Source organism: Alteriqipengyuania triglochinis (genome assembly GCF_054655655.1).
The window spans coordinates 819,105-844,415 of the sequence record NZ_BAAHNC010000002.1; the positions used below are offsets into that span (position 1 = coordinate 819,105).

The following is a 25,311-nucleotide window of genomic DNA, read 5'->3' on the forward strand; positions in this document are numbered from 1 at the left end:
CCCAGCCCGAGCGCGCTCTGACCGACCGGAACTGCAGCGACGACGCGGTTCGCTGCGAATACGCTCCTGCACACAGGTCACGATTGGCTTGACGCCCCAGCCTCACTCGTGATTGCGGCGATACTGGAGCACCGCGATCGAGGCATTCGCCTTCTCGGCAGTAGTGCAATCGGGCAACCAGGTCAGAATGCCGCCCCTATCGTTGAAATAGACCGTGCAGGTGCCCGAGACGGTCGCCTGATACTTGCCGTTGCGCAGACGCAAGACCGGAATGCCGAAGGTGTAACCCGACCGGTGCCTCTCGCTTTTCCCCTGCTCCCGCCGATAGCTTTTCATCGCATCGTCGGCCTCGCGCCGGTCGGCGCGCGAGCAATGATCATTCGTCTCATCCCGGTCGCCGTCGCGGTCGTAGTAAACGATGCATGCTCCGCCGACATTCACGTGGCTGCGCCCGTGCCGGTCCATCACGACTTCGGGCGGACCGTGATATGCGCCGCGATCATTTCCGAATCCGCCGCGCGGTGCCTCCCGACCGGGGAAGCCGTCCATCCCCTGTTCGCGACGATAGGAGGCGACGCCGGTGTCGGCACGCGCGATCTGCGCCCGGCTGCAATGGTCGTTCGCACGCTCGCGCTGGCCACGCGCGTCGTAATAGACGACGCAATTGTTCTCGGAGAATGTGGCCTCGATCTCGCCGTTGGTGCCTGCGAAGATGCGCGGCGCCTCCTGCGCGGCTGCGGGCGCAGCGGTCGCGGCGACGGCGATACATACGGCGGCAACGGCTTGCTGGCGGCACATCATTGTCTTTGCTCCCATTCAATCGTCGGCGACAAGGCCCGTCGGCCATCACTGCAAGGTGCAGATGCCGTTGGCCCTGTCGGGTCCGGTGTAGGTCAGGCTCAAAGACTCGTCGGGATTGAACGAGATCGAAATCGTCGTCCCGTCGAGGCTGGCCTCGAAGTAATTGTCGTTGAACTTTTCGAGCGTGGTCTTTTCGCCGTCGATGAAGACCGGGCCGCCTTCGTTGGCATGCACTTCGATGCCGGGGCCGCAGATTGCGTTGAACACCGGGATGCGGGGCGCAAGGCTTGCAGCCCCGGTCGTATCGATAGCCGGCGTTTCTTCCGCCACCGGCTCGCCTGAAGGCCCTTCGGCTTCGGCCGGTGTGACCGCGTCGATATCGGTGTCATCGGTGCCTTGGTCGCACGCAACCAAAGAAACGGCCGCGAGTGTCAGGACAATGATTGTGCGCATCGGGCCTTCCTCTTTTCCGCGGTCCCGTCAGAAACGCCGGGACCCGCCTTCCTCGTGTTCCTCGCAAGTGCCGCGGAAATCCTCGATTCCATCGATCCTGATATGGCCGGTCCGGCGGTCGATCCTGATCTTCGGCTTGTTCAGCCCGTTGAGACGATATCTGGCGTCGATCTCGGAATAGCCGACGTCGAGATCGTCGAGCTCCCACCAACCATCCGTGCCGCCCGAGTGGATCGGAGGGATCAGCTTGCGCGGCAACCAGATGTGTCCGTCATCGCCGTGGATGTCGATTTGCACCATGCTGTCGAACTCACGCCGCGTCATGATCGTGGCATAGTCGGTATCGAACTCGTGGTGGCGGCGGCTCCAGTGCAGCGTGGGGACGCTCTGGACACTTGGCTTGGCACCTTCGCCATAGCAAATCAGGTGCAGGTCGACGCCGCCGAAATAGCCGCGATCGCGGCCATCGCTCTGAGCAATAGTCGCGCTGAAAGGGGACAGCGCCATCAGCCCGATAATTCCCATGGTGGCGATCCTAGCTCTTCTTCGCGGCATAAGGCCTCCTTACCGACTTGCGACACTCCGCTATTATCGATGCTGCACACCTGGCAGTATAACGCCACCAGCCTCGAGCAGAATCGATCTCCATCAATGCAGATGGAGAGAATCGGTTTTCTGTTTTATAACAACGCTCAACCGGCCTTGGCAATCGGAAGAAGAGTAAATGCTTATTAAGCATTGCCGTATGCGATTTTTTCTACTGATGCGAAGGAGCATTCGCTGAATTTCGGAGGTGTTCTTCGCGCCGGTATCTGTGACGGGCGTCGCTTACGAGGATTGGATGTATGAACGGAAACGATCTGTCGCCGGATTTTCCCTACTATCAGGGGGCCCCGGTCTGGATCAGCGGAAAGGAATGGCTGGTCCCGCTGGCGGCCGTGGCGCTTGCGGCGTGTATACTGCTGGCCCGGCTGCCGGTCTTCTCACAAGGGTCATGGCAGGCGGTCCCCTCGCTGCTACTGGTAATCCTGCCGCTCGCCGGACTGGCACTCGTGGCGGGCAAACATTGGACCGCATTGTTCAGGCATGTCGCATGGAAGGACATCGGCTGGATGGTCGGCTTCGCGCTGCTCAACTACTCCATCGCCATCCCGCTTGGCCTCGCCGCGGTCAATTTTGTCGAAGCGGAGCGTAACGCGGGCATCGCAAGCTTGGCCGCGGGAGATGCAGGATTTCAAATCTTGTTCTTCGCCAGTTCGATCCCGCAGCTGGTCGGGGAAGAGCTGATTAGCATCATACCGTTCCTGGCTCTCCTGTACCTACTGACCCAAAAGCTCAGCTTCTCGCGCAGGACGGCGATCATCGCCGCCTGGCTGATCACCGCAGTCTGGTTTGCCGCGATCCATCTACCGACATACAACTGGAACATCCTGCAGTGTCTGATCGTGATCGGCAGCGCCCGGATCGTGCTGACACTGGCCTATCTCAAGACCAAGAACCTTTGGGTTTCGGCAGGGGCGCACATCATCAACGACTGGACGACCTTCGCTATCGTCCTCGTCGGCACAAGATGAGGTCGCGAAGTCCACCTTGCGCCCGCATCTTGGAACGATCAAACCCGACTTCCGAAGGGTACGCGGAACGTGTTCGAACGTTGTCTTTCCCTGAATTGCTCTCGCTCTTGGAGCGTATTCCGACAGCCGAGATTGTCGGTTTTCGGGCGATCCCTGTCGAGGCTACAATCACCGGGATGGGGGCGCAAAGCTGACGGAAGTGGGGTAGCCTGAGGTCGCTGCCGCGACGTCGAGCGGGCCAAAGAGCTTTCAGAAGGTGGTGCCCGAGAGCTTCGTTTAATCCACTTTGGGATATCGTTGGGAGCAGTAGGACTGATGTGTGAATCCGATGAGTTTGGCTCTGATAATAAATGAAAAGCGCGGGCCTTCCCCCTGATTTCGTAATGATGGGGTCACAGGTTCGAGTCCTGTAAGCGGCACCACTTCTGGTCAAAGATGGGAACCGCGCCTTCGAGGCGCGGAGAGCCTCGGGCGATCCCTCTTCCCAGCATTGCCTGCGCTTCACGATCATCCGCAGATAGGCTTTTCGTAAGGTGGAATTCTCGTCGCGCAGTTTCTCGGGAAGCTGTGTCGACATTTTTCGAGCGCCTCCGGGGTAACTTCTCGCGAGCCCCGTGCGAGCTGGCCTCCGTGCGACCGCATCCAACCGGGCAGGGCTACGCAGGCTGAGATCAAGAATGGGCAGCGGCGGATCATCCAGTACATTCTCAGCCTAATCGGCCAGGCGGTCGATAAGGCGGGTGCAAGCGCTAGCCTGGAATTCGGGTGTGCGGACGGACCGAAATGGCGGTGTCTGGTACTGACTATGCCGAATTCTCTATTAACCAGTCCGTTCGTTTTTTTCGTATGGTTCGAGTGCGGCGCTTAACGTCTTCCAAAAACTTGAAAATAAATGAGGTTTCCACTTGCGCGACGCAATAATTGTGGCAGATTTAGGTTGGGATTCGCGAGGGGGTAAGACGTGCGGTCGCTTTGTCAGGGCATGGTTGGCGTTTTGCTGGGCCGGGCACAGTTTGGCGCGCTGATCCTGCCTCTTTTGTCAAATATTCAGCGTGGACTGCGCGTGCAGTTAGGGCCGGAGGGCACGATCCCGGGTGTTTCCGCGATTGCCGCCGCGCTGTGGGCTATGGCCTTGTCCGGATGCGGTTCGGGCATCGAGACGGGGTCGAAGAGCGACACGAGCAATCCGGCAGCAGCTGAGAATAGGCCGGGGCAAGCACTGCGGACGATTTCGGGCGACCAGTCCAGGCCGGATAAAGAGGGGCGAGACATGGAAGCTTCAGATGAAAGTCCGCTGTCGAGGTTGGAGTTGCAGTCGGTTCTGCCATTCAGCAGGTTCGCTCCAGCGGACGAGCGGTCGCTATCTCCATCATTGCTTTTCAGGGGCGATGAGAAGATCGTGTACGCCACCTCTGGCGAAGCCGTCGTGTACGACATCCGGTATTTCGAAATCAACGACTCGAATATTTGCGTCTTCGGGGACAAAAACCGTCAAGAAACGGTCGAATGCGTCGAATTTTTCAAAAATCGAAACGACCTGTTTCGGCTCCGCTTCACTCAAGAAGGCGGGTCTATTTCCGGCGAAATGTATGCGCGTCATCGCCATAACTAAGGGCTGTGCAATGATCTTATCGGATGGCCTTACTGCTCCGATGTTTAGGATCGAATACAGAAAAATGGACCTGTGTCCGAATTACGCATCTGTTATTGTGAAGTCGTTGCTCAATGGTATCAAGCAAAACATCAGGGTTTTGTATTCCGCATTCGCAATTTTAGGTACAGGTTCGCTTTGTGCCTGCGGAAGCAGTGTGGATGTTTCTAACAACGGCAGTTCGTCGGATTCTCAAGTGAATATTTCATTTTTAAAGAATAACGAAAATGATAAATTGGTTAAGCTAATGTCAGGGAGGCGTTTGGAGCAAAGTCAGGCATTGTCAGGAAATCCGTTCGTAGAGTATTTTTACGAAGATTATTCTTGGAGTGGCTGGTTTGCTCAAATTGATGTCATGGAGTACGCCGGAAATTGGGAAGTCGCGCAGCATCATGACGGAAATCTCCGATTATGCGTTGATGTGGTAGCGATGAACGGGGAAAAATTTGAAAAATCTCAACGACATTGTCGAGTTTTCGGACAAGATGGGCAAGGTGATATTTATACTTCGAAGTTATTCGAAGGTGGAAATTTGAGGCCAGTAGAGGTTTCGCCAATAGAGTAACATTGTAAAGTTCATGTATCGGGGGCGAAATGTTGAGTGAAGCAGAGATCAAAGCAAAGTTGGACATCGAGGGCTTCGGGGGCGCGGTCAGCAATGATGACGTGTTTCGATCCTTTCTGCATTCTTACCTCAATTCGTCTTTGTTTCGCGGTTGGGTCGACAGATGGATCGCGTCGAACCCTGACAGTAAAATAAGAATACGCAGAACCGCCGGAGGTTCGCAGGCGATCGAACCGACTGGATCGGGCAACCTCCTGCTCAATCCCGACAATGACGTCACCTATTTGGACCAATTTGGCAAGGCGCATAAGATGCCTTGGGAGGCTATCCTTCTCCACGAACTGGGGCATGCTTTAATTCCTGGATCATACGACGATCCCCGATTTGCAGATCTTCGCGGAACCAATGTCAACAACGTGAACCCCTGGTTCGAGCAGCTCGGTATACCCAAGGAAGTCGGCTATCTCGCGCGCGGTAGCAATTTAATAGTCGGGAGAGACTATACCCAAGGGCGATATATCGAGAACGCTATTGTGGACCGTGAGGGAGGGCCGGAAGAGATTAATGGCGTTGTTCGTGAGAACGTGGATTTTCGCTCCAGAAACGTTGAGGGCCCCATACTCTACGTTGGTTCTTCGAGTGACAACGCCGTCGGTGGGACGGACGATTACGATTATATCTACGGCTTCGGAGGCGATGATACAATTCGGGGGTATGATGGCGATGACCATCTGTTCGGCGGAGCCGGAGCGGATACGATCTATGGCGGCGAGGGGAGGGACCGCATTGAGGGAGGAGATGGCCGAGACATCCTTTTTGGAGGAGACGACGTCGATGAAATAGACGGGGGAGATGGGGACGATACTATTCATGGCGGTGCTGGCGACGATGGAATTAGCGGCGGAGCCGGCGATGATAATTTGTCGGGCGATGCTGGCGTCGACAGTATAAGCGGCAACGACGGCGACGATATCATCAGGGGCGGCGACGAGAACTGGTTGCTCGGCGAGGGCGACGTCATAAATGGCGGCTCGGGCAACGACATCGTCTATGGCGAAGCTGGCAACGACATCATTTTCGGTGAAGGTGGCAACGACAAGATCGTTGGCGGCACCGGAAATGATGACATCTTCGGTGGCTCCGGCAACGATATAATCGACGCGGCGACCGATGATACGACCTTGGGGATCAGCTATACCGACCAGCTTTGGGGCGGCCGCGGTAGCGACGTTTTCCTCACCAACGATGGCGACGTCATTCACGATCCCGATCGCGGTGACCGGGTCAAGCTACTCGGCAAGCTGATCACGGGCGGAACGGAGACAAGCGAGGGATCGGGCGTCTACGAAGCCGACGATGGCACGACATACGAGCTGTCGGGCAGCACGCTGACGGTGACCTCTCCAGGCGGCCTGTTCGGCCTCGGGGCATCTTCCATAACCATTAACAACTTCTCGAACGGTCTCGCCGGTATCAGGCTCAAGAAGGAGGAAGACGAGCCGCCGACCGACGATGGCGAGAAGCAGCGCGACCCGCTGATCATCGATCTCGACGGCGACCGCAGTGTGGTGACCGCGCTCACCGCCAGCACCGCCTATTTCGATCTCGACAATGATGGCTTTGCCGAGCGGGTCGCCTGGGCCGGGGCGGCCGACGGGTTCCTGGTGCGCGATCTCGACGGTAACGGAACGATCGACAATGGCACCGAGATGTTCGGTACCGGTAATGTCGACAGCGATGGCGGGAGCCTGCGCGAGTTCGGCGAAGCGGGTTTCATCGAACTGGCCCGTCTCGATTCGAATGCCGATGGCACCATCACGGCGGCGGATGCCGATTTCGGGACGCTCAAGGTGTGGATCGACACCAATGGCGATGCCGTGACCGACGAGGGCGAACTGGTTTCGCTTGCCGACCTCGGAATCGTTTCGATCGGTCTCGTGACGGCGAAGTCTGATCACCTCACGGGACCGAACGACAACTCCTCCGTAACCCGATCCTCAAGCGTGACATTTGCCGACGGCACCATGCGCACGATCTACGATGCCTATCTGGCAATCGACCAATTCGATGCGCGCGAAATCGTCGACCCCGAACTCGATCTTGACCGGGTGCAAGACCTGCCGAACATTCTCGGGTCGGGTTCGCTGGCCGATCTCCATGTCGCGATGGCACGCGATGCTGGCCTCGAGAACCTCGTGCGCGAGCTCGCGACGCTGGATATATCGCGGGCGGGTGAGATTCACGAACGTGTACAGCGGATCGTGCTGCGCTGGACCGGAGCGGACGCCATTGATCCCGAGCAACGGGGCGATACGATCAATGCTCGCTGGCTCCATGTGATAGAGCAGATCGTCGGCAAGGAATTCAACCAGGCGGTCATCGGCTCCAATCCGCGCGCCGATGCCGCCTCGCTGCTGATCGAGGAATGGTCGGCACTGGTCGACCGGGTCGCCGCGCGGCTTCTCGGCCAGAGCGCGCTGGGCGCGCACCTGATGCCCGATACGGCTTTTGCGGCGGCAGCCGACTTCGTCGTCGGCAGCGATACGACCCTTGCAAGCCTCATCGAGGATGTCGCGTCCAGCGCACCGGCCAATGCGGACGACAGGCTGCGCTACTGGAAGGCCATGTCGGGTGTGGTTCGGCAATACGGAGCCGCGCTCGGGGCCTCGGACCGGACGATCACGGATGCACTCGATGCGGTATTTGCCCAGCAGGAGCTCGGCTTCACCGCGGAAGGATTGCGCACGGCGCTGTTCATCGGCGATTCGAGCGGGATCGGGATGGGCACCCGGGTCAGCACCATCGGGAACGAGACCTATCCCGGCGCGCGCATTCTCGTGGCCGATGGCGACAAGGTCACGCTATCGGGTGTGTCGGACAGCGATCGGATCGTAGTGCTCGACACGGTTCGCGAGCTTGATATCACCGGAGAAACCGCAGGGGGCGACACGCTGGTCCTTCGCGGCTGGTCGCGCGCGGAAACGGTGGTATCGACCGAGACCCTGGCGCTCAATACCGATCTGTCGAACGGAACAATCTATTCGAGCATCGCCGTCGAACTGCGCAATGGCGACAAATCGGTTCGCTTCGTGCTCGATGTCACGAACGGCCGTCTGAGCTCGCCGGTCGATACGGTCCATTTCGCCGATGACAGCCGTGCGAGCATTACCGATCTCGTCGGCGATACCGACGGTTTGAAGATCGGCGGGAACGGCACGTCTTTCGATTTCGGGGTCGACGGCGCGGACCAGCTGCTAGTAGGACTCAGCCGATCGGACCGCTATACCGTCAGCGCGGATAGCGGCGCGGACTGGATCGTGGAAGGACCCGACAGCGCCTCGCCGGACGACCGGATCTATGTCGACGCCGCCTTCGCCGACGCCGATCTGAGTGTCGGCGGGGCCCGCGGGAAGGACCTGGCTATCGCTCTCGAGGGCGGAGGGTCCGCCCTGATCGCCAGTCAGTTCTCCGGACAGAACGTCGGGATCGAGACGTTTATCTTCGCCGATAGCACCACTCTGACCGCAGCCGAGATACGCCAGCTGCTCACCACCGGCACTTCGGCGGGCGAGGAAATCGGTGGCACCTATCTCGACGACGTCCTCGACGGGCGCGGCGGAGGCGACACGCTCAAGGGCGGTCACGGGGACGACCGTTACGTGTTGCGGGCCGGCTACGGCCTGACGACCATCGACGACCACGAAGGGGCCATCGTGCTCGCCTTCGACGACAGCGTATCGCGCGCCAACCTCGATTTCAGCATCGGTGGTGGTGACCTCAGCATTACCGATCGCACGACGGGCGACCGCGTAGTGGTGCGCGGCACCTCATCCGTAAACCGGACATCGGTCGAAATCGGCGGCGAGACCCTCAGCCCGGCAGCCGTGCTGCTGGCGCAGGCAATGCTTGCAGGCACCTCGACCGAGGAAACCATTTACGGCACAGCCGGGCGCGACTTCATCACCGGAACCGACGCGGCCGATCTCATCCTGCCCAATGGCGGTGACGATTATGTCAATGGCGGCCTCGGCAACGACACCTACCATGTCAGCGCTGGGCGGATTGGAATTTATGACGAGGGGTTCGGTTACGACACGATAACTGTCGACTCTGCCTACACGCTCGAAGATCTGACGTTCGCCGGGAGCGACAGTTATTATTCGCCCATACGACTACGGATCGGTGACCGGGACATCCGCATCGATATCGGCAACCAATCGGACTACAGCACGGGCGCTCCGATCCCGGGCGAAGGCGATATCGAGCGCATCGAATTCGCCGACGGGCGGGGAGTCGATCTCACCTCGGGGCAGCTGCTGAACGGCGACGAAGGCGATGACATCCTCTACAGCTACGCGAGCCAGCGGCAGGTTTTCCGCCCGGGCGCGGGTAACGATCGCATTTTCAGCTTCAACGGCTGGCACCGGGTCGTCCTGACGGCGGGGTTCGGCCATGACGAATATTATGATTCCTGGATCGACAACACCGATTTCGAGTTTTCCGGGATTTCGCACAGCTCCGACGTGACCTACACCCGGTCGGGATACGACCTGGTGATCTCGATCACCGACGAGGACAGCCTCACGCTCAAGAATGTCTTCGAACCGCTGGCTGCCGACATCCGAAACAGCTTCCTTCGCTTTTCCAACAAATCGGTCTCGCTTACCGGTATCGTGTCGCAAATGGCTGTTGCAACCGACGGCGACGACCTTCTTTATGGACGTCGTGCACTCGATGGCGGCGCTGGCAATGACACGCTCATCGGGACAGGATCGCCCAACGACTACAGCTTCGGCCGCGGCTACGGGCACGATGTGATCAAGGAGCAGGACGGCCTGCTCGGCGGCAGCGGCGACAATGATACGCTGACGTTGGTGGGCCTCAACCGATCGGACGTTACCTTTTCGCGCGATGCATCCGATCCGCTCTCGCTCGTCATCACCATCAACGACACGGGCGAAACGCTCACGCTCGACGGCACGCCGTTCGACGATTACGTCCATCACTTCGAGGACTCGCTCGGCGATGGCTACGGCGAGGGCGATCGCGGCGGTGCGCACTGGATCGAACGGATCATCTTCGCCGACGGCAGCGAGATCAGCCAGCGCGACATCGAACAGATCGTGCACGATTCCGAACGTACCGATGGTGCCGACACGTTTTTCAACTTCGGTGCGCCGAACAGCGGGTTCATCAGCCCGGACGGTTCCTGGATCGATGGCGGTGCCGGCGACGACACGATCGTGAATCCGTTCAACGACCTCTATGTCGTGATGGCGGCGGGGATGGGCAGCGATACCGTCATCAACACCGGCGAGCCCGATGTTACGGTCCATATCCGGCTGGACGGCATCGCTGCAGAGGACGTCGCGGTGTTCGTCGAACGGCGCGACGGCCAGCCGGTGACCGTGATCCGAAGTCTGTCGGGTGAGGAAATCGTGATCGAAGGCGAACTCCAAGGAGACGATTACCGGATCCAGGGCCTCAAGATCAACGTCCGCGACGAGGCGGGACTGCGCTATTGGGCGGACGGGGAGGGCGCGCTGGTCGGAGCCCAAGTGGCGACCGATGGCAGCGACATGTTCAATGGCGATTTCAACCGCGGCGACATTCCGTCTGCCGCGATGTTGACCGAAAGCGCGAGAGAAGTATCCGAATTCGAAGACTTTCCGGGCGAGGGGCTCCCGGGGGCGGTCAATGATGTCTTCCAGCCCGGCAAGGGCGACGACATAGTCTTCGGTCGCGGCGGAAGCGACACGCTGATCTTCAATCTCGGTGACGGGATCGACCGGCTGGTCGGCGACTCGATCTACCAGATCGTGCTCGGCGAGGGCTTCGATCCGGCCGATCTGGTGGTGACCTTTCTCGACGACGGTTCGGACAACGTGCTGTTATCGTTCAACGACCGCAACGATGGCGTGATCGTCGGGACCGACAGCATCGGGGGCATTAGCTATTCCGACGGTGAAACGGTTTCGTTCGGATGGACCGGACCGATCGGTGTTCAGTTCCTCGATCGCGGCGAGCAGGTCTTCCTGAACCCCTCCGCAGCGACCACCTACCTTGCTCTCGAAGGCGATGTCTGGCTCGGCTTCGCTCCCGACAGCGGCAACGACGTGCTCGTCGATGCGGTATTTTCCGACGGCGTACTCGACGATACGGCAGCGGCTGCGGCTTGGCGTTCGAACAGGGTCATCCTGAGCGGCGCTTCCTCCCTCGACCAGTTCGAGTTTGTCCAGGATTCGTCCTCGCCCGCCGATCTGGTGATCCGCAATCTCGCGACCGGAGCGGCGTTGCGCGTCGTAGGACAATTCCTCGGCGGGCTCTCGGGAGGAGAGCCGGTCGATCCGTGGACCGCGGTCGAACCCGCGCCATCGGGCGCAAGCGGCTGGAGCGTGCTGGACACCAATGGCGACGGGTCTGCGGACCTTGCATTTCTCGATACCGACGGTGACGGCGAACCGAATTGGGCGGGCCCCGATGCAGACGGAGACGGTATCGCCGACTGGGAAACTCACCGGTACGCCTCGCTGGATATCGACGGGGACGGCATTGCCGAACTCTATGCAAACGACAAAAATGAAGACGGCATCTTCGATTCTTTCGAAATACCGCTGGGTGACGGAGGGTTCTTCGATGCCATCTATTTCTCCGACGAAGACGGAGACAACCAGCCGGACTACTACGGTACATATTCGGGAGACGAGTTCGCGCTGCCGCGCAATGCCGACGGCACGGTGAACTGGGCAGCGGTCGATGCCGATGGTGACGGCATTTCCGATGTCGCGGCGTTCGACTTCAACGGCGACGGAGCACCCGACTGGGACAATCCCGACATTGATGGCGACGGCGAGGCCGACTGGACGGTCGAGACCATCGACAACTATTTCGACCAGAACACCGGCTCGTCGGTCACGCGCTATGCCGATCCTGCAAGCGGCCTCACCACGTTCAGGATCGGTAGTCCCGAGCTGTCGATTCTCGCCCGCGATGTCGATGGTGACGGAGTGCCCGACGAATATGCCTTCGACGACGATCTCGACGGCCAGCCGGACGGTCCGCTGCAGCGCTTCGTGGTCGGCCAGATCGGCCTCGAAATGTCGACACCGTTCGGGTTCGTCCTCGAGTTCACCGCCTGGGAGGATATCCTTCCCTTCGTCGTCCAGCGCGACGAGAGCGTTGCAGGCGGCGAAGGCCCCCGGGTCATCGATCTCGATGCGCTGCGTCCCGGTCCGACCGAAGGGACGGACACGCTCTATGTTGGTGCCGGCCGCACGATCGATGGCCTCGGCGGCGACGACATCATCGTGTTCAGGGATGGCGATGCAACAGCCGTGTTCGGAGAAGGATCGGGCAACGATACCGTATTCGGCTCCAACTCTCCCGACACGTGGCAAGACAATGCGGTTCGTTTCAAGGGCATCGCTTCGCTCGGCGAGCTGGCCTTCTTCGCCAGCGCCGACGGAAACGATCTGCTGGTCCGCATCCGCGAAACCGGCGAGACCCTGCGGATCGCGGGGCAGTTCTTCGAGGATTACAACGGCAACGACTACCAGCCGGTCACCCGCTTCGAGCTCGCCGACGGCACCGCGTACAGCTGGGACGTCGTGCGCGGACTGGTCGGCGGGGTCGATACTTCGTCGGGCCCGGTAGTGCGTGGCGGCGACGAGGGGACCGTACTCGACGGCGGCACGGGCGACGACCTTCTGCTCGGCGGGACGGGCGACGACATCTACGATTTCGGGCGCGGCTACGACGAGGACACGATCCGCGATGCCGGCGGCAACGACCTCGTGCGCTTTGGACCGGGCATCGCGCTCGACGATATCGCGTTCGGCCGCACCGGCGCAGGCGGTTCCGACCTTCTGATCGAGATCGCAGGTCGCGACCGGCTCGCTTTCACGGTCAAGGGCCAGTTCGGCTCGCCTGCTGCGCGGGTGGAGAGTTTCGAACTGGCGGACGGCACGACGCTCGACTGGTTCGACATCCAGCGCCGCGTACTCGCATCCGGACGGACAGCGGGCGACGACGTCATTCGCGGCTTCGACAGCGCCGATGTGATTGCCGGCGGCTTGGGCAATGACATTCTCGATGGCGGGCGCGGGAACGATGCGATCGACGGTGAGGCAGGGCGCGATACGGTGGAACTGCGCGGATCGCGGGATGAATACGAAATAACTTTCGAAGGCGACCGCGTGGTCGTGAAGGACCTCGTTGGCAACCGCGACGGCACCGACCGTCTGCGCAATGTCGAAGAGCTGCATTTCCGCAGCGACGGCACGACGATTCTTCTGGCCCCCGGGAACACCGTGCCCGACGCGGGCGATGCCGCGTATACGATGGACGAGGACGGCACGCTCGTGATCGCGCGCGCCGATCTGCTGGCCCTGGCGGCCGATGCGGACGGCGATGCTCTCACGCTTGGCGCTTTCACCGATGTTGCGAACGGGCAGGTCTGGATCGGCAGCGACGGGAATGTGCGCTTCCGTCCGGCCGCCGATTTCAGCGGCGAAGCTGGCTTCACCTTCAGAGTGGCCGACGGCAATGGCGGTGTCGGTACCGGGCGCGTGTCGGTCGCGGTGGCGTCCGTCAACGACGCCCCGACCATCGCCATCGAGCAGTCGTCGATCCAGGTGTTCGAGGACACCATGATCAACTGGAATCTTCCGGTCGGCGCCGTGAGCGACGCCGACGGCGATGCGGCCGCGGTTTCGGTACGCTTGGCGGACGGGTCCCCGCTGCCCCAATGGCTGTCGTTCGACGGTGCGCGCCTATCCGGCAGGCCGCCGGCCGATTTCAACGGCACCATTGCGCTCGCTGTGTTCGCCGAAGACGGACAGACCGTCAGCACCGCGGCGCTCGAGCTGGTCGTGATCCCGGTCAACGATGCGCCCGCGGTGGTCGATGCGCCGCAGGATCTGGGCATCCGTCCGGGCCAGGCCTTTGCATTCACCCTGCCGGCCGGCATTTTTGCGGATGCCGAGAACGATCCGCTCACGGTTCAGATCGTCGCTGCCGATGGCAGCGAGCTTCCCGACTGGCTGATCATCGACGGAGTGGACCTGTCGGGTACGGCGCCCGGCGATTTTGTCGGCCCGATCGAACTGTCTGTCATCGCGAGCGATGGCCGCGCTGCCGCGTCTGCAGGATTTTCGCTGTTCCTGCAGACGAACACAGCGCCCGAAACAGGAGCGCCGCTCGCACCCGTTTCGGTCCAAGAGGATAGCGCGTTCGACTTCGCGCTTCCCACCGATGCGTTCATCGATGCGGATGGCGACGACCTCGTGCTCACCGCCACGCTCGCGGACGGAACCGTCCTGCCCGACTGGCTGGTTTTCGACGGCGAACGCTTCACCGGCACCCCGCCGCAGGATTTCAACGGTACGCTCGATCTCCGGGTGACCGCGAGCGACGGCGAACTGGCCGTATCGAGCGACCTCGCCTTCACCGTTGCGGCCGTCAACGACTCCCCGGTGGTGGCCGGCACGCTCCCCGATGCGCGGTTCGATGAAGACACCGCGGTCGACCTGTCGCTTCCCGCCGGTATCTTCGATGACGTGGATGGAGATGCGCTCACGCTTGCCGCCACGCTGGCGGGCGGCGCCGCGCTGCCCGACTGGTTGGAATTCGACGGCAACCTGTTCACCGGCACTCCGCCCGCGAACTTCTTCGGCGATCTGGCCATCGACCTAACTGCCAGTGACGGCAAAGAAACCGCCAGCACGAGCTTCGTGCTGTCGATCGGCCCGGTCAACGACGCCCCGGTCGTAACCGCTCCGCTCGCCGACCTGGCGGCGGGCGAAGACACCACGTTCGCGATTGCGGTCCCGCTGGACGGGTTCGCCGATCCGGAAGGCGATGCGCTGACCTATTCGGTCACGCGCGCAGACGGCAGCGCTCTTCCCGATTGGCTGGAATTCGTTGACGGAGAGCTGCGTGGAACGCCGCCGCTCGACTTCCACGGCGCTCTGGCACTGCAGCTGCGCGCCGACGACGGCGACCTCCGGGCCGCGAGCCCCTTCACGCTCCATATCGACCCGGTCAACGATGCCCCGACGATCGCGATGCCGCTCGAAGACCGCGAGTTCGATGGCAATGCTAGCATTTCCTTCAGCCTTCCGGGGGCGAGCTTTGCCGATGTCGACGGCGATGCGCTCGCATATTCAGCCACCCTGGCCGATGGCAGCGCGCTTCCGGCTTGGCTGTCCTTCGATCCGGTCACTCTCGCGTTCAGCGGCCGTGCTCCGGACGCCGACACGGCGGTCACAATCCGCGTGACGGCCTCGGATGGAAGCCTTGCGGTATCCGACGAGTTCGCCCTGACGGTCGACGGCCAGGAAAACGAAAGCGGCAGCCCTGAAGGGTTCAGCTTCGTCAGCCTTAACAGCTGGTACAATCCGAGCTGGGGCGGAGGCTACAACGTCACCTTCCAGTACGAGGTTCAGGCCGATGCGATAGTCGACGGCGAACTCAGGGCGTGGGACATTCTGGCAGGCTATACCGGGCCCGGGACCGTCATCGGCGGCTGGGTCGATGGTTTCCCCGGACCGGCGACCTTCAGGGTCACCGAGGACGGCGCGCTGTTCACCACCGTCGGACAGTCCTACCAGCCACAGCTAGCCGAAGGTCAGACCTTCCGGATCACGCTGCAGGTCGACGGTGGTCCTTTTGCGCAAGACGATTTCGCTTTCGAAATCCTCGACCGGGATCCTGCCTTCAATCTCGCCGACGAGGCCGATACCGCGCTCACCGTCGCTCCCACCAACGACTGGGGCAGCGGCCTTGGCCAGAACGTATCGTTCGTAAATACGAGCAATGCGCGGATCGACGGCTGGCAGCTGGTGCTCGATGTCCCCGACGGCGTGAATATGTCCATCACCGGCACCTGGAATGCCACCGCGCGGAAGCTCGCCAACGGCGACCTCTTGTTCGAGGCGGCGGCCTCAAACGACGAGATCGCCCCCGGCGGCCGGGCCGGATTCGGCTTCAATGCGAGCTATTCGGGCGTTGGGGGGCTCGCTTTCGATGCCTCCGACTTCCGGTTTGTCGACGGCGATGCGCTGCACTCCTCGCCGGGAACAGCCTTGGAGGAACCGCGAACCGGCGGGCCCCGCGAGGCCGTTGCAATTGCTTCGGAGTTAGCGTCGTTGCTCGCAGGCCAGGGCAGCCTGTCCGGAGGATACGGCCCGGCGCCGCAGGACGCCGAGCTCGGGCGCAAGCTGGCACTAATCCGTCAGGATATGGGGATGTTCGGAGCCGGCGGAGCGGTGGAAACGCGTTGTCTGCAGGGGCAGACCGTAGAAAACGTACTATTCTACGCCTGATCCGGCTGCGGCCGCGGCCTGTTCTATTGTTCGGCGGCGGGTCGTCCACGGTGACCAGCCGACTGCTGCCGAGCACTTCGGACCGGGTCTCGGCAAGTTCCGTCCAAGACTGGAAGTGCGCTGCCCGAGTAGCCGAATTGCCGGAATCGATCGATCCCGGCGCCGGGCGGGGCGTTCTACACGAGACTGGCGCTTGTCGAACCTCCTGCTTGCAAAGAGCGACGCGGTGCGCTCCCGGGTGCGCTGCACTCGGGGGCGTAATCGAGGTCGTGCGGAGCTCGCTCTCCGTCAGACGGCCTTCAGGCCCTCGTCGAGCTGGGCGATCAGATCGTCCGCATCCTCGACGCCGCACGAGTAGCGCAGCAGGGTCTCCGAAATGCCGAGCGCGGCGCGCTGCTCTGCCGTGCATTCGACATGGCTGGTGACCGAGGGCGGGCCGATCAGCGTGTTGACCGAGCCGAGGCTGGCCGCACGGTGGATATATTTCAGCTCGCCGACGAAGCGCTTGAGCGCGTCGAAATCGCCATCGACCGAGAAGCTGAGCATCCCGCCGAAGCCGGACATCTGGCGCTTCGCCACCTCGTGCTTGTCGTGGCTTTCGAGCCCGGGATAGAACACGCTCGCCACCTTCGGGTGCTGGTGGAGGAACTTCGCCACGGCGAGCCCGGTCTCGTTCTGCTTCTTCACGCGCAGGTCGAGCGTCTTCATCCCGCGCAGCAGGAGATAGGCGGAGAAGGCGGACAGGACGGCACCGCAGATCTCTCGGTGCTCGTACACTGTCTTCACCAGATCCTCGCGCCCGATCAACACGCCGCCCATCGCATCGTCGTGCCCGCCGAGATATTTGGTGGCGGAGTGCAGGACGAGGTCGGCACCGAACTCCAGAGGCCGCTGGTTGATGGGGGTGGCGAAGGTGTTGTCGACCACCACGATCGCGCCCCGCTTCTTGGCCGCGCGGATCGCCCGGTCGAGATCGATGATCTTGAGCGTCGGGTTGGTCGGGGTTTCCAGATAGACCAACTCGCAGCCCTTATCGATCGCCGCGTCGATCGCGTCGGCATCGCTGGTTTCGACCAGATCGACCTCGATATGCATGCGCGGCAGCGTGTCCATGAACAGGCGGCTGGTGCCGCCGTAGCTGTCCTTGATCGAAACCACGCGGTCGCCCGGCGACAGCAGGGAGAGCAGCGTGTTGGAAATCGCCGCCATGCCGCTGGCGAAGGCGATGGCTTTCTCGCCGCCTTCCAGGATCCGGCATTTCTCCTCGAACACGCCCACGGTCGGGTTGGTGTTGCGGCTGTAGATATAGCCTTCCGCCTGCCCCAGCGCGACCGCAGCCCATTCGTCCATGTCTTCGTAGGCGAAGGGGGCGCTCTGCACGATCGGCACCTGCGCGGCCCCGAAGGCGAGCGGCTTTTCCTCGCCGCCCCACACGGCGATGGTGGCGAGCTTCTGGTTGGCGATGGACATGCGGTCTGACCCGTTGGCGGGCGTGTAATCGGCCATTATCTCAATCCTCGTTCGCCAGCGTTTCGTCGGCGTAGATCGCCTCTTGCGCCGGGTGGTCGCTGCTGGCCGCGCCCCGGTACATTCCTTCGGTGTTCATCGCGAAGGCGACGCGCCCCATCGCGTCCATCGCGATCAGGCCGCCGTCGCCGCCCAGCGCGCCGATCGACGCGATGGTATCGTCCGCTGCCTGTGCGATGCTCTGTCCGTTCCACGCGACCCGGTCGCACACCTGGCGCCCGGCGCTGTCGCGGATGAAATATTCGCCGGTGCCGGTGCCGGAGACCGCGCACTTGCCGTTCGCGGCGTAGGTGCCTGCACCGATGATCGGTGAATCGCCGATCCGGCCCCAGCGCTTGCCCGTAAGCCCGCCGGTCGAGGTAGCGGCGGCGAGGTTTCCGTTCTTGTCGAGCGCAACCGCGCCGACCGTGCCGAAGCGATGCGTGGGGTCGAGCGCGAGGGCGGAGAGATTGTCCTTGCGCCACTCCTCGATCTGCCGCCAGCGATGCTCGGTACGGAAGTAGGACGGATCGACCTGCTCGATCCCCTGCTCGCGGGCGAACTGGTCCGCCCCGTCGCCCGACAGGAGGACGTGGCGCGAATTTTCCAGCACCGCACGCGCTAGTGTCACGGGGTGTTTGGTGGCGCTGACCGCTGCCACGGCGCCTGCGTTCAGGGTAGCGCCGTCCATGATCGCGGCGTCGAGTTGGTTGCGCCCTTCAGCATCGAACACCGCGCCTCGCCCGGCATTGAACAGCGGATCGTCCTCGAGGACGCGCAAGGTCGCTTCGACCGCATCGAGGCTGCTGCCGCCGTTCTCGAGAACCGCGGAGCCTGCCGCCAGCGCCGCCTGCAGGCTGGCGCGATAGGCCTTTTCCATCTCGGGCGTCAGGTCGCCGCGCTCGATCACCCCCGACCCGCCATGAATGGCGAGCGACCATTCGCGCCGCCGAGGCGGGGTGGGGACGTCGCGCAGCGCGCCGGCCTCGACCCGCGCGGTGCCGGCGAAGGCCGGATTGCTGACGGTCATGTGCGCAAGATCGACGCGGCTTTGCGGGCCGATGCCGGTAAGCTCTACGCCCTGCCAGTCGAGCGCGCCGTTGCTCTCGAAAGTCGGGGCACCGTGCGGCTGGATCAGCCAGGCATGCCCGTCGCTGGTGGTGTAGAGGCGCCCGGCTCCGTCGGCCTCGACGCACAGCGCGGTGTCTTCATCGATGCCGAGGCCGATGGCGTTCCGGTCCCCCGACGCACGCGCCTGCGCGACGAAGCCCACAAGGCGGCCGAGCCGTTCGCGTTCGCTGAAATGCGTGTCGGTGATGACCTCGCGCATGAAGGGCAGGGCGAGGAAATCGCCGACCAACGTCACCTTCGGCCCCTTGGGATCGGCGAGGGCTTCGGCCGAGTCCACAGCCTCGGCCGCCAGCGCACCGTATCCCGTGCCGCCGAGGATCGCGAGCCCGGCGCTGGTGCCGCCGATGGGGCGGCCTGCGGCCACATGCGCGTTGAGCGCGGCGGCCACGGGCGTGTCCTTCCAGAAGCGGACATAGTTCGACTGGTCGCCGCCCGCGATGAAAATTCCGTCGGCGTCAGACAGGATCTGCGCGACACGCGGATCGAAGGCGGCCTTGCGGTCGGAGAACACCAGCGTCCGGACCGAGGCGATCCCGCCGATATTCTCCATCAGCCACTCGCCGTCGCCGCCATCCTGCGAGGCGCGCAGGATGACGAGGTGCCCGCCGCCTGCCTTGCCGGCGAACCAGCGCCATGCGGGCTCGCTCCAGTCCGCCCCGCCGATCAGCAGCAGGCCGAGCGAGGGTGAGCGCGGCGTGGGCGCGGACAGATCACCGGTTTCATAATAGGTGTAGCCGGACCCGCTTTCAGCATGGGCGAGGCCGGGCAGCAGCACGGTCAGCGCGGCCAGGATGGCGGCAAGGAATGGCTTGCGAAACATGAACTCGACCCTCCGACGTCGATCGAATGGAAGGAAGGGGCGGTATTAGACGACGGAACTTCGACCATCCGCCGTCCTAACCCCCCACGATTCGACCGCGACCAATTTCGCAGATAGGACAAACTATATCTGTGGCATTCACGACGAATTGGAACAAAATCTGTCGCTGGAGAGAGGTGGAACGCCCGAATGAGGAAAATCGACACAGCCGACGCCCGCCTGCTGGAAGCGGTGCAGGCCGATGCGCATCTGACTGCCGAGCAGCTCGGCGCGGCCTGCGGCCTGTCGCCAACGGCGGCGCTCAAGCGGCTCAAGCGGTTGCGGGCGGACGGGATCATAGAGCGCGATGCCGCGATCGTGTCGCCCCGGTCGCTGGGCTACAACATCATGGCGCTGGTGATGGTGACGCTCGATCGCGAGGATCGCGGGGTCATCGACCGCTTCAAGCAGGATATCCGCAACACGCCGCAGGTGACCAACGGCTATTACATTACGGGCGATGCGGATTTCATCCTGACCGTCGTGGCGCGCGACATGGACGAGTACGACGAGTTCACGCGGGACTTCTTCTACGACCGGCACCCGATCAAAACGTTCAAGACCTGCGTGGTGATGAGCGTCGTAAAGACGAACGGGCCTCTGCCGGTGCACCTAGACATATAATCTGCACTTTTCCGGGGTGAGACGACAGAATTTGTCGCTCGGGCAATCGGATTTGCCCGAAGCCCAGGGGCCAGCACGATATAGTTTCCCGCGAACACTTTTCGCTTTCGCTTAATCTCGGGAGGATCTTGCGGAAGCGAAGATGGCCGCTCCGCCTGACGGTGGAGACGGGAGGGGACGCCGATTCAGGGCGAAGTCATCATGATCGCGGGCGCCCTGCGCCCGAGGGGGGACACATATATGCGCCGAATCTCAATCGCCACGGCACTGGCCGGTACGAGCCTGCTTGCCACCGCCACCGCGGCAGTCGCCCAGGATGACGCGACCGGGGCCGACACCATCGCGCAAGATGTGCAACGCGAGGAGGAGAGCACGGCCGATCCCGCCGCGCCCATCATCACCGTGGTCGGCTCGCGCATTCCGCGCATCGAGCAGGAGGGGCCGGCGCCGGTGGTGACGATCACCGCGGACGATATTCTCGAGCAAGGCTATTCCGACGTGCCAGAGATCCTCGCCTCGCTGTCCCAGAACAACGGCGATACGCAGACCGCACAGGATTACGGCGCGAACACCTTCACGCCCGGCGCGCAGCAGGTCGACCTGCGCGGGCTTGGCCCGAACCATACGCTGGTGCTGGTCAACGGGCGGCGGATCGCGAACTTCCCGATGCCCTATGGCGGTAACAGCAACGTCGCCGATATCTCGAGCATTCCGGCCGGTTTCATCGACTCGGTCGAGGTGCTGAGCGGCGCGGCCTCCGCCATCTACGGGTCCGACGCGATTTCGGGCGTGGTCAATTTCAAGCTGAGCGAGGAAGTCACCGGCACGCGGATCGATGCGCGGGCCGGGTTCACCGGGCGCGGCGGCGGCGAATCCTACAAGCTGTCCGGCTCGACCGGCTTCCAGACCGACCGCTTCTACACCCTGATCGGGGCGCAGTTCAGCCATCAGGAACAGCTGTTCGGGTTCGAGCGCGATATCCAGGACTCAGGGCTCGACAGCCCGACCTCGGATCTCGCCTATCGCAACTTCCTGCGCACCGATTCTGACGGATATTACATCGATCCGGGCCAAGCGGCGTGCGATTCGCTGTCCTTCACCAATCAAGACTCGACCTATTACGCCAGCCGCGAAGGCTACGGCTTCGAGTATCCGAGCTATGATACCACGCCGGGGTACTTCTGCGGCAGTCAGGAGGCATGGGGTTACGGCGCGATCACATCGGGCTGGGACCAGTTCAACCTCTACAGTTCGTCCGGCTACGAGGTGAGCGACCGGCTCGACATCTTCCTCGATGCGCAGTTCGGCTATGTCGAACGGCAGGTGCTGAACGGTTTCAAGACCTGGTATTATCAGGCGCCCGACGGCGATGAGTCGGGCCTGTTCTACAACCCCGACTATGTCGACGTCACCAATTCCTACTGGGACGACGGGCTCGATTACTGGCAGCGCATTTTCACGCCGGAAGAAACCGGCGGCTTCGAAAACTCGATGATCAAGGCGCGTTCGTACACCTTCAACATCACGCCGGGCATCAAGGGCACCTTCGACCCCGGTCTCGGCGAGGAGTGGAACTACGAGGTCTATTACAACCACGCCGAATACCGATCGCGCCTCTCGTGGCCGGAGATCGTGATCGATGCCGCGAACGATTTCTTCCTCGGCCAACCGGTCGACGATCCGGATAACGCCAGCGGCTATCAGCGGTTCAATGCCGATCCGACGCGCCTGTTCACCGCGCTCACACCGGCGGAATATGCCAGCATATCCGCCGATACGGTCTACGAGCCGAAGACTTGGGTGAACAATTTCCAGGCGACCGTCAGCACTGGCGAGCTGTTCCAGTTGCCTGCCGGTCCGGTCGGTTTCGCAGCGGTCGCCGAGATCGGCAATTCGGGATACGAGATCAATCCGGACCCCCGGGCGCTCGAACAATACTACGTCGGCATCCAGGATTCGGATGGCGCGGGCAAGCGCGATCACTGGGGCGCGGGCGCCGAGGTTCGCGTGCCCGTGTTCGATTTCTTCCAGCTGACCGGCGCCGGCCGCTACGATCGTTACAAATATGCGGACAACGACTTCGGCCAGTTCACCTACAATCTGGGGGCCGAACTGCGCCCCACCGATACGCTGCTGGTGCGCGGCGCGATCGGCACGGGCTTTCGCGCCCCCGATCTCCACTACGTCTATCGCGGGCAGGGCACGGTGAATTCCTCAGGCGCAGACTACTACGCCTGCCGCGTCGAGAACGACTCCCCCAGCTATACCGACTGTATAGACGACAACTGGTCGCGCTTCGTTGGGCGCCGGGGCGGCAATCCCGATCTTCTGCCGGAAACTGCGCAATCCCTGACAGCCGGGATCGTGTGGGCACCATCCTCGCGCTGGCAGTTCTCGGTCGACTATTACCGCGTCGAACTGAACGAGGAAGTGCTGAACCTCAGCACCGATCTGCTGCTGCGCGACGAGGCGGCCTGCCGGCTGGGCACCGATTTCGACGGCAACACGGTCGATGTCGGCTCGCCCACCTGCCAGGACGCGCTGGCGCGCGTGACCCGGTACGACAGCGGGCCGCTGGAGGGCGATATCCGGCTTATCGACGTGCTGCCGGTGAACACCGCGCAGCAGACCACCGACGGGATCGACTTCTCCGCCGATGGCTGGTTCTCGCTCGACGATGTGTGGGACCTCTCGCTGGGAGGGGCATTCACCTACGTGCTGAACCACACCCTCCAGCAGTATCCCGGCGATCCGGTGATCGATAAATTCGACGTCTCGCAAGGCTACGGCGTGGCGAAGGAAAAGGGCAAGGCTTGGGCGACGCTGAGTACCGACAGGTTCAAGGTGACGCTGACCGGGCTCTATACGGGCGAGCTGACCAACTGGAACTGGGACGGGCGCATTCCCGGCACGGTCTGGTACAATCTTTCGACGCAATACTGGGCGACGGACAATATCCGCCTCAATTTCTGGATCAACAACCTGCTCGACAGCGATCCGCCGAAGGACCCGACACACGCGTCCTACCCGTATTACAACAGCTCCTGGTACAACAGCGTGGGCCGCGAGTTCTATGTCTCGGCAAGCCTGCGGTTCTGATGTCGCGGGATCGGCGCATGCCGCTTAGCGCGCAGGGAATGGCCGGGGGAGACCGGCCCTGACCCGACCCGCGATTGACCTCATTACCGCTACCGCCAAGAAGGGGGGCTTCCCGTCATGAAGGAGCTCCTCTTCTTGCGATCCGCCCTGCGCTTCATCCCCGCCGCCATTGCCTGCGCCGCGCTGCTCGCCACGAGTGCCGCACAGGCGAGCTATGCCTATTATGTCGGCAAGAACCTGACCGAGGACGGCAGCGTGATGGTCGGCGGGACGGGCGAGGAGGTGTCGAGCCACTGGCTCGAGATCGTGCCCGCAAAGGATCACCCCGCCGATGCGACGATCACGGTGGGCGTCACCGCCGATGCGGTGATCCCGGGCGAGCTGATCGAAATCCCGCAGGTGGCGCACACCTTCCGCTACATGCAGATGGCCTATACCGATTTCGAAGGCTTCCCGCCGCCGCTGACCAATGGCGGCGTCAACGAACACCAGGTCGCCGTGCGCGATGTCTGGGCACCGAGCCGGCAGGAACTGGTCGACATGACCCCGCGCCCGCAGCGTGGCCTGCAATATTCGGACCTCGCCCGGATCGTGATGGAGCGCGCCCGCACCGCGCGCGAAGGGGTCGCAATCATCGGCGACCTGATCGCGCAGCACGGCTTTGCGACCTATGGCGGCAACACGCACCTGATCGCCGACCCCAACGAGGGCTGGGTCGTCTGGGAGTTCGCAGGCGGGCAGGGGCTATGGGTTGCCGAGCGGCTGGATGGCGACGATGTGCGCGTGCTCTATCCCGGCGGGATCGGCGAGATCCCGACCGATCTTTCGGACAATCCCGATTACCTCGCCTCGGCCAACTTCATTTCCTTCGCCATCGCGCAGGGCTGGTACGATCCTGCGGCGGGCGAGCCGTTCAACGTCCAGCACGTCTATGGCGACCAGGGCATCCGCGACTATCGCGATCCCGGCATCAAGCTGATGTCGCCCGCCGCGATGGAGACCGCGACGCGCGCGATGGTGCCCGTGAGCGAGGCCGACCTGATGGAGCGGGTGCGCGACCCGCGCGTGGTCGACGACGACAGCGGCTACGGCCAGATGGTCAGCCTGCGCAGCGATCTTGCGGACCCGGACCTGATCCGCGTGTGGAACGCGCCGACCGGATCGGTCGCGGCGCCGTTCAACGTCTGGTGGCTCGGCGTTGAGAATGTGCCGCTGGAATATGCCCAGCACCGCTACCTGACCAAGGATTCGGCGGCGACCTTCCTCAATCCCGATTACCAGATGCAGGAGGCGACCCGCTTTGCCGGGCGCACCTTCAAGCGGGTGCTGTACTACGCCTGCTCAGCTCCCGACGAGTTGCTGCCGCCGGTGACGAATATGCTGACGGCGTTCGAGCGTGAGACCCGCGGCGACCTGCCATGGGTCGAGCGCACGGCGCGCACGATGATCGCGAACGGAGACCGGGATGCGGCGCGCAAGCTGCTGACCCACTATGCCGGAACGCGCGCGATCGCCGCGCTCGACATGGGCGATACGATGGCCGCTGCGCTGGACGCCTATACGCGGCTGGTGCCGGGGCGGCGGGCACCGGCGGGCACGCAGATCAACACCCTCGACCCCACGGTTAACTGCCTCGCGAACGGCGATCCGGACATGCCGGGCTAGGCGAAGGTCGCCGCGCGGGCAGATGCCGCCGGTCGCACTGCGCCAGATGGGGCACGATG

General features: G+C 62.6%; 12 protein-coding genes and 1 pseudogene. 8 read left to right on the forward strand and 5 right to left on the reverse strand.

The genetic code is table 11. From position 1 onward, the window contains the following. Positions 1-102 precede the first annotated feature (102 nt). Genes ACYQ0L_RS09800 through ACYQ0L_RS09810 form a run of 3 tightly spaced genes read right to left on the reverse strand, consistent with a single transcriptional unit; the run spans position 103 to position 1,779 of the window. Positions 103-801 carry a hypothetical protein gene (locus ACYQ0L_RS09800; protein ID WP_459788924.1) on the reverse strand — a complete coding sequence of 233 codons (699 nt, stop codon included), beginning with the start codon at positions 799-801 and terminating at the stop codon, positions 103-105. A gap of 45 nt (positions 802-846) precedes the next feature. Next, the gene (locus tag ACYQ0L_RS09805; protein ID WP_459788925.1) at positions 847-1,254 is read right to left on the reverse strand and encodes a hypothetical protein; all 408 of its coding nucleotides are present in this window, start codon (positions 1,252-1,254) and stop codon (positions 847-849) included. A gap of 27 nt (positions 1,255-1,281) precedes the next feature. Next, the gene (locus ACYQ0L_RS09810) at positions 1,282-1,779 is read right to left on the reverse strand and encodes a hypothetical protein (protein WP_459788926.1); all 498 of its coding nucleotides are present in this window, start codon (positions 1,777-1,779) and stop codon (positions 1,282-1,284) included. A 320-nt stretch (positions 1,780-2,099) separates the two neighbouring features. On the opposite strand from ACYQ0L_RS09810, the gene ACYQ0L_RS09815 reads away from it, so the two are divergent. The 5 genes and pseudogenes from ACYQ0L_RS09815 (at position 2,100) to ACYQ0L_RS09835 (ending at position 16,368) form a co-directional block, all read left to right on the forward strand. After that, positions 2,100-2,828, forward strand: a complete 729-nt coding sequence (locus ACYQ0L_RS09815; RefSeq protein ID WP_459788927.1) for a CPBP family intramembrane glutamic endopeptidase — start codon at positions 2,100-2,102, stop codon at positions 2,826-2,828. A gap of 961 nt (positions 2,829-3,789) precedes the next feature. Beyond that, positions 3,790-4,440: a hypothetical protein gene (locus tag ACYQ0L_RS09820; RefSeq protein WP_459788929.1), complete on the forward strand. Its 651-nt coding sequence runs from the start codon at positions 3,790-3,792 to the stop codon at positions 4,438-4,440. A gap of 10 nt (positions 4,441-4,450) precedes the next feature. Continuing rightward, positions 4,451-5,044, forward strand: coding sequence for a hypothetical protein (locus tag ACYQ0L_RS09825; protein WP_459788930.1), 594 nt, complete (start codon positions 4,451-4,453; stop codon positions 5,042-5,044). A 311-nt stretch (positions 5,045-5,355) separates the two neighbouring features. After that, positions 5,356-6,177: pseudogene (locus ACYQ0L_RS09830) on the forward strand (calcium-binding protein); the annotation flags it as partial. A gap of 48 nt (positions 6,178-6,225) precedes the next feature. Beyond that, a complete protein-coding gene (locus ACYQ0L_RS09835; RefSeq protein WP_459789032.1) occupies positions 6,226-16,368 on the forward strand; it encodes a putative Ig domain-containing protein in 10,143 nt (3,380 codons plus the stop codon). Positions 16,369-16,656: 288 nt separating this feature from the next. Here the strand turns inward: ACYQ0L_RS09835 and ACYQ0L_RS09840 are convergent, their stop codons facing one another. Then, complete coding sequence (locus ACYQ0L_RS09840) at positions 16,657-17,874, reverse strand: cystathionine gamma-synthase family protein (RefSeq protein WP_459788931.1); 1,218 nt, start codon at positions 17,872-17,874, stop codon at positions 16,657-16,659. Positions 17,875-17,878: 4 nt separating this feature from the next. Then, the gene (locus tag ACYQ0L_RS09845; RefSeq protein WP_459788932.1) at positions 17,879-19,825 is read right to left on the reverse strand and encodes an isoaspartyl peptidase/L-asparaginase; all 1,947 of its coding nucleotides are present in this window, start codon (positions 19,823-19,825) and stop codon (positions 17,879-17,881) included. Positions 19,826-20,014: 189 nt separating this feature from the next. Here ACYQ0L_RS09845 and ACYQ0L_RS09850 point away from each other — a divergent pair, with 189 nt between their 5' ends. The 3 genes from ACYQ0L_RS09850 to ACYQ0L_RS09860 all read left to right on the forward strand — a co-directional run bounded on the left by ACYQ0L_RS09850 (position 20,015) and on the right by ACYQ0L_RS09860 (position 25,252). Beyond that, complete coding sequence (locus ACYQ0L_RS09850; protein WP_459788933.1) at positions 20,015-20,488, forward strand: Lrp/AsnC family transcriptional regulator; 474 nt, start codon at positions 20,015-20,017, stop codon at positions 20,486-20,488. 240 nt (positions 20,489-20,728) lie between these two features. Beyond that, positions 20,729-23,587, forward strand: a complete 2,859-nt coding sequence (locus ACYQ0L_RS09855; protein WP_459788934.1) for a TonB-dependent receptor domain-containing protein — start codon at positions 20,729-20,731, stop codon at positions 23,585-23,587. Positions 23,588-23,704: 117 nt separating this feature from the next. Then, positions 23,705-25,252 (forward strand): C69 family dipeptidase, encoded by a 1,548-nt coding sequence (locus ACYQ0L_RS09860; protein ID WP_459788935.1) that lies wholly within the window; start codon positions 23,705-23,707, stop codon positions 25,250-25,252. Positions 25,253-25,311 lie beyond the last annotated feature (59 nt).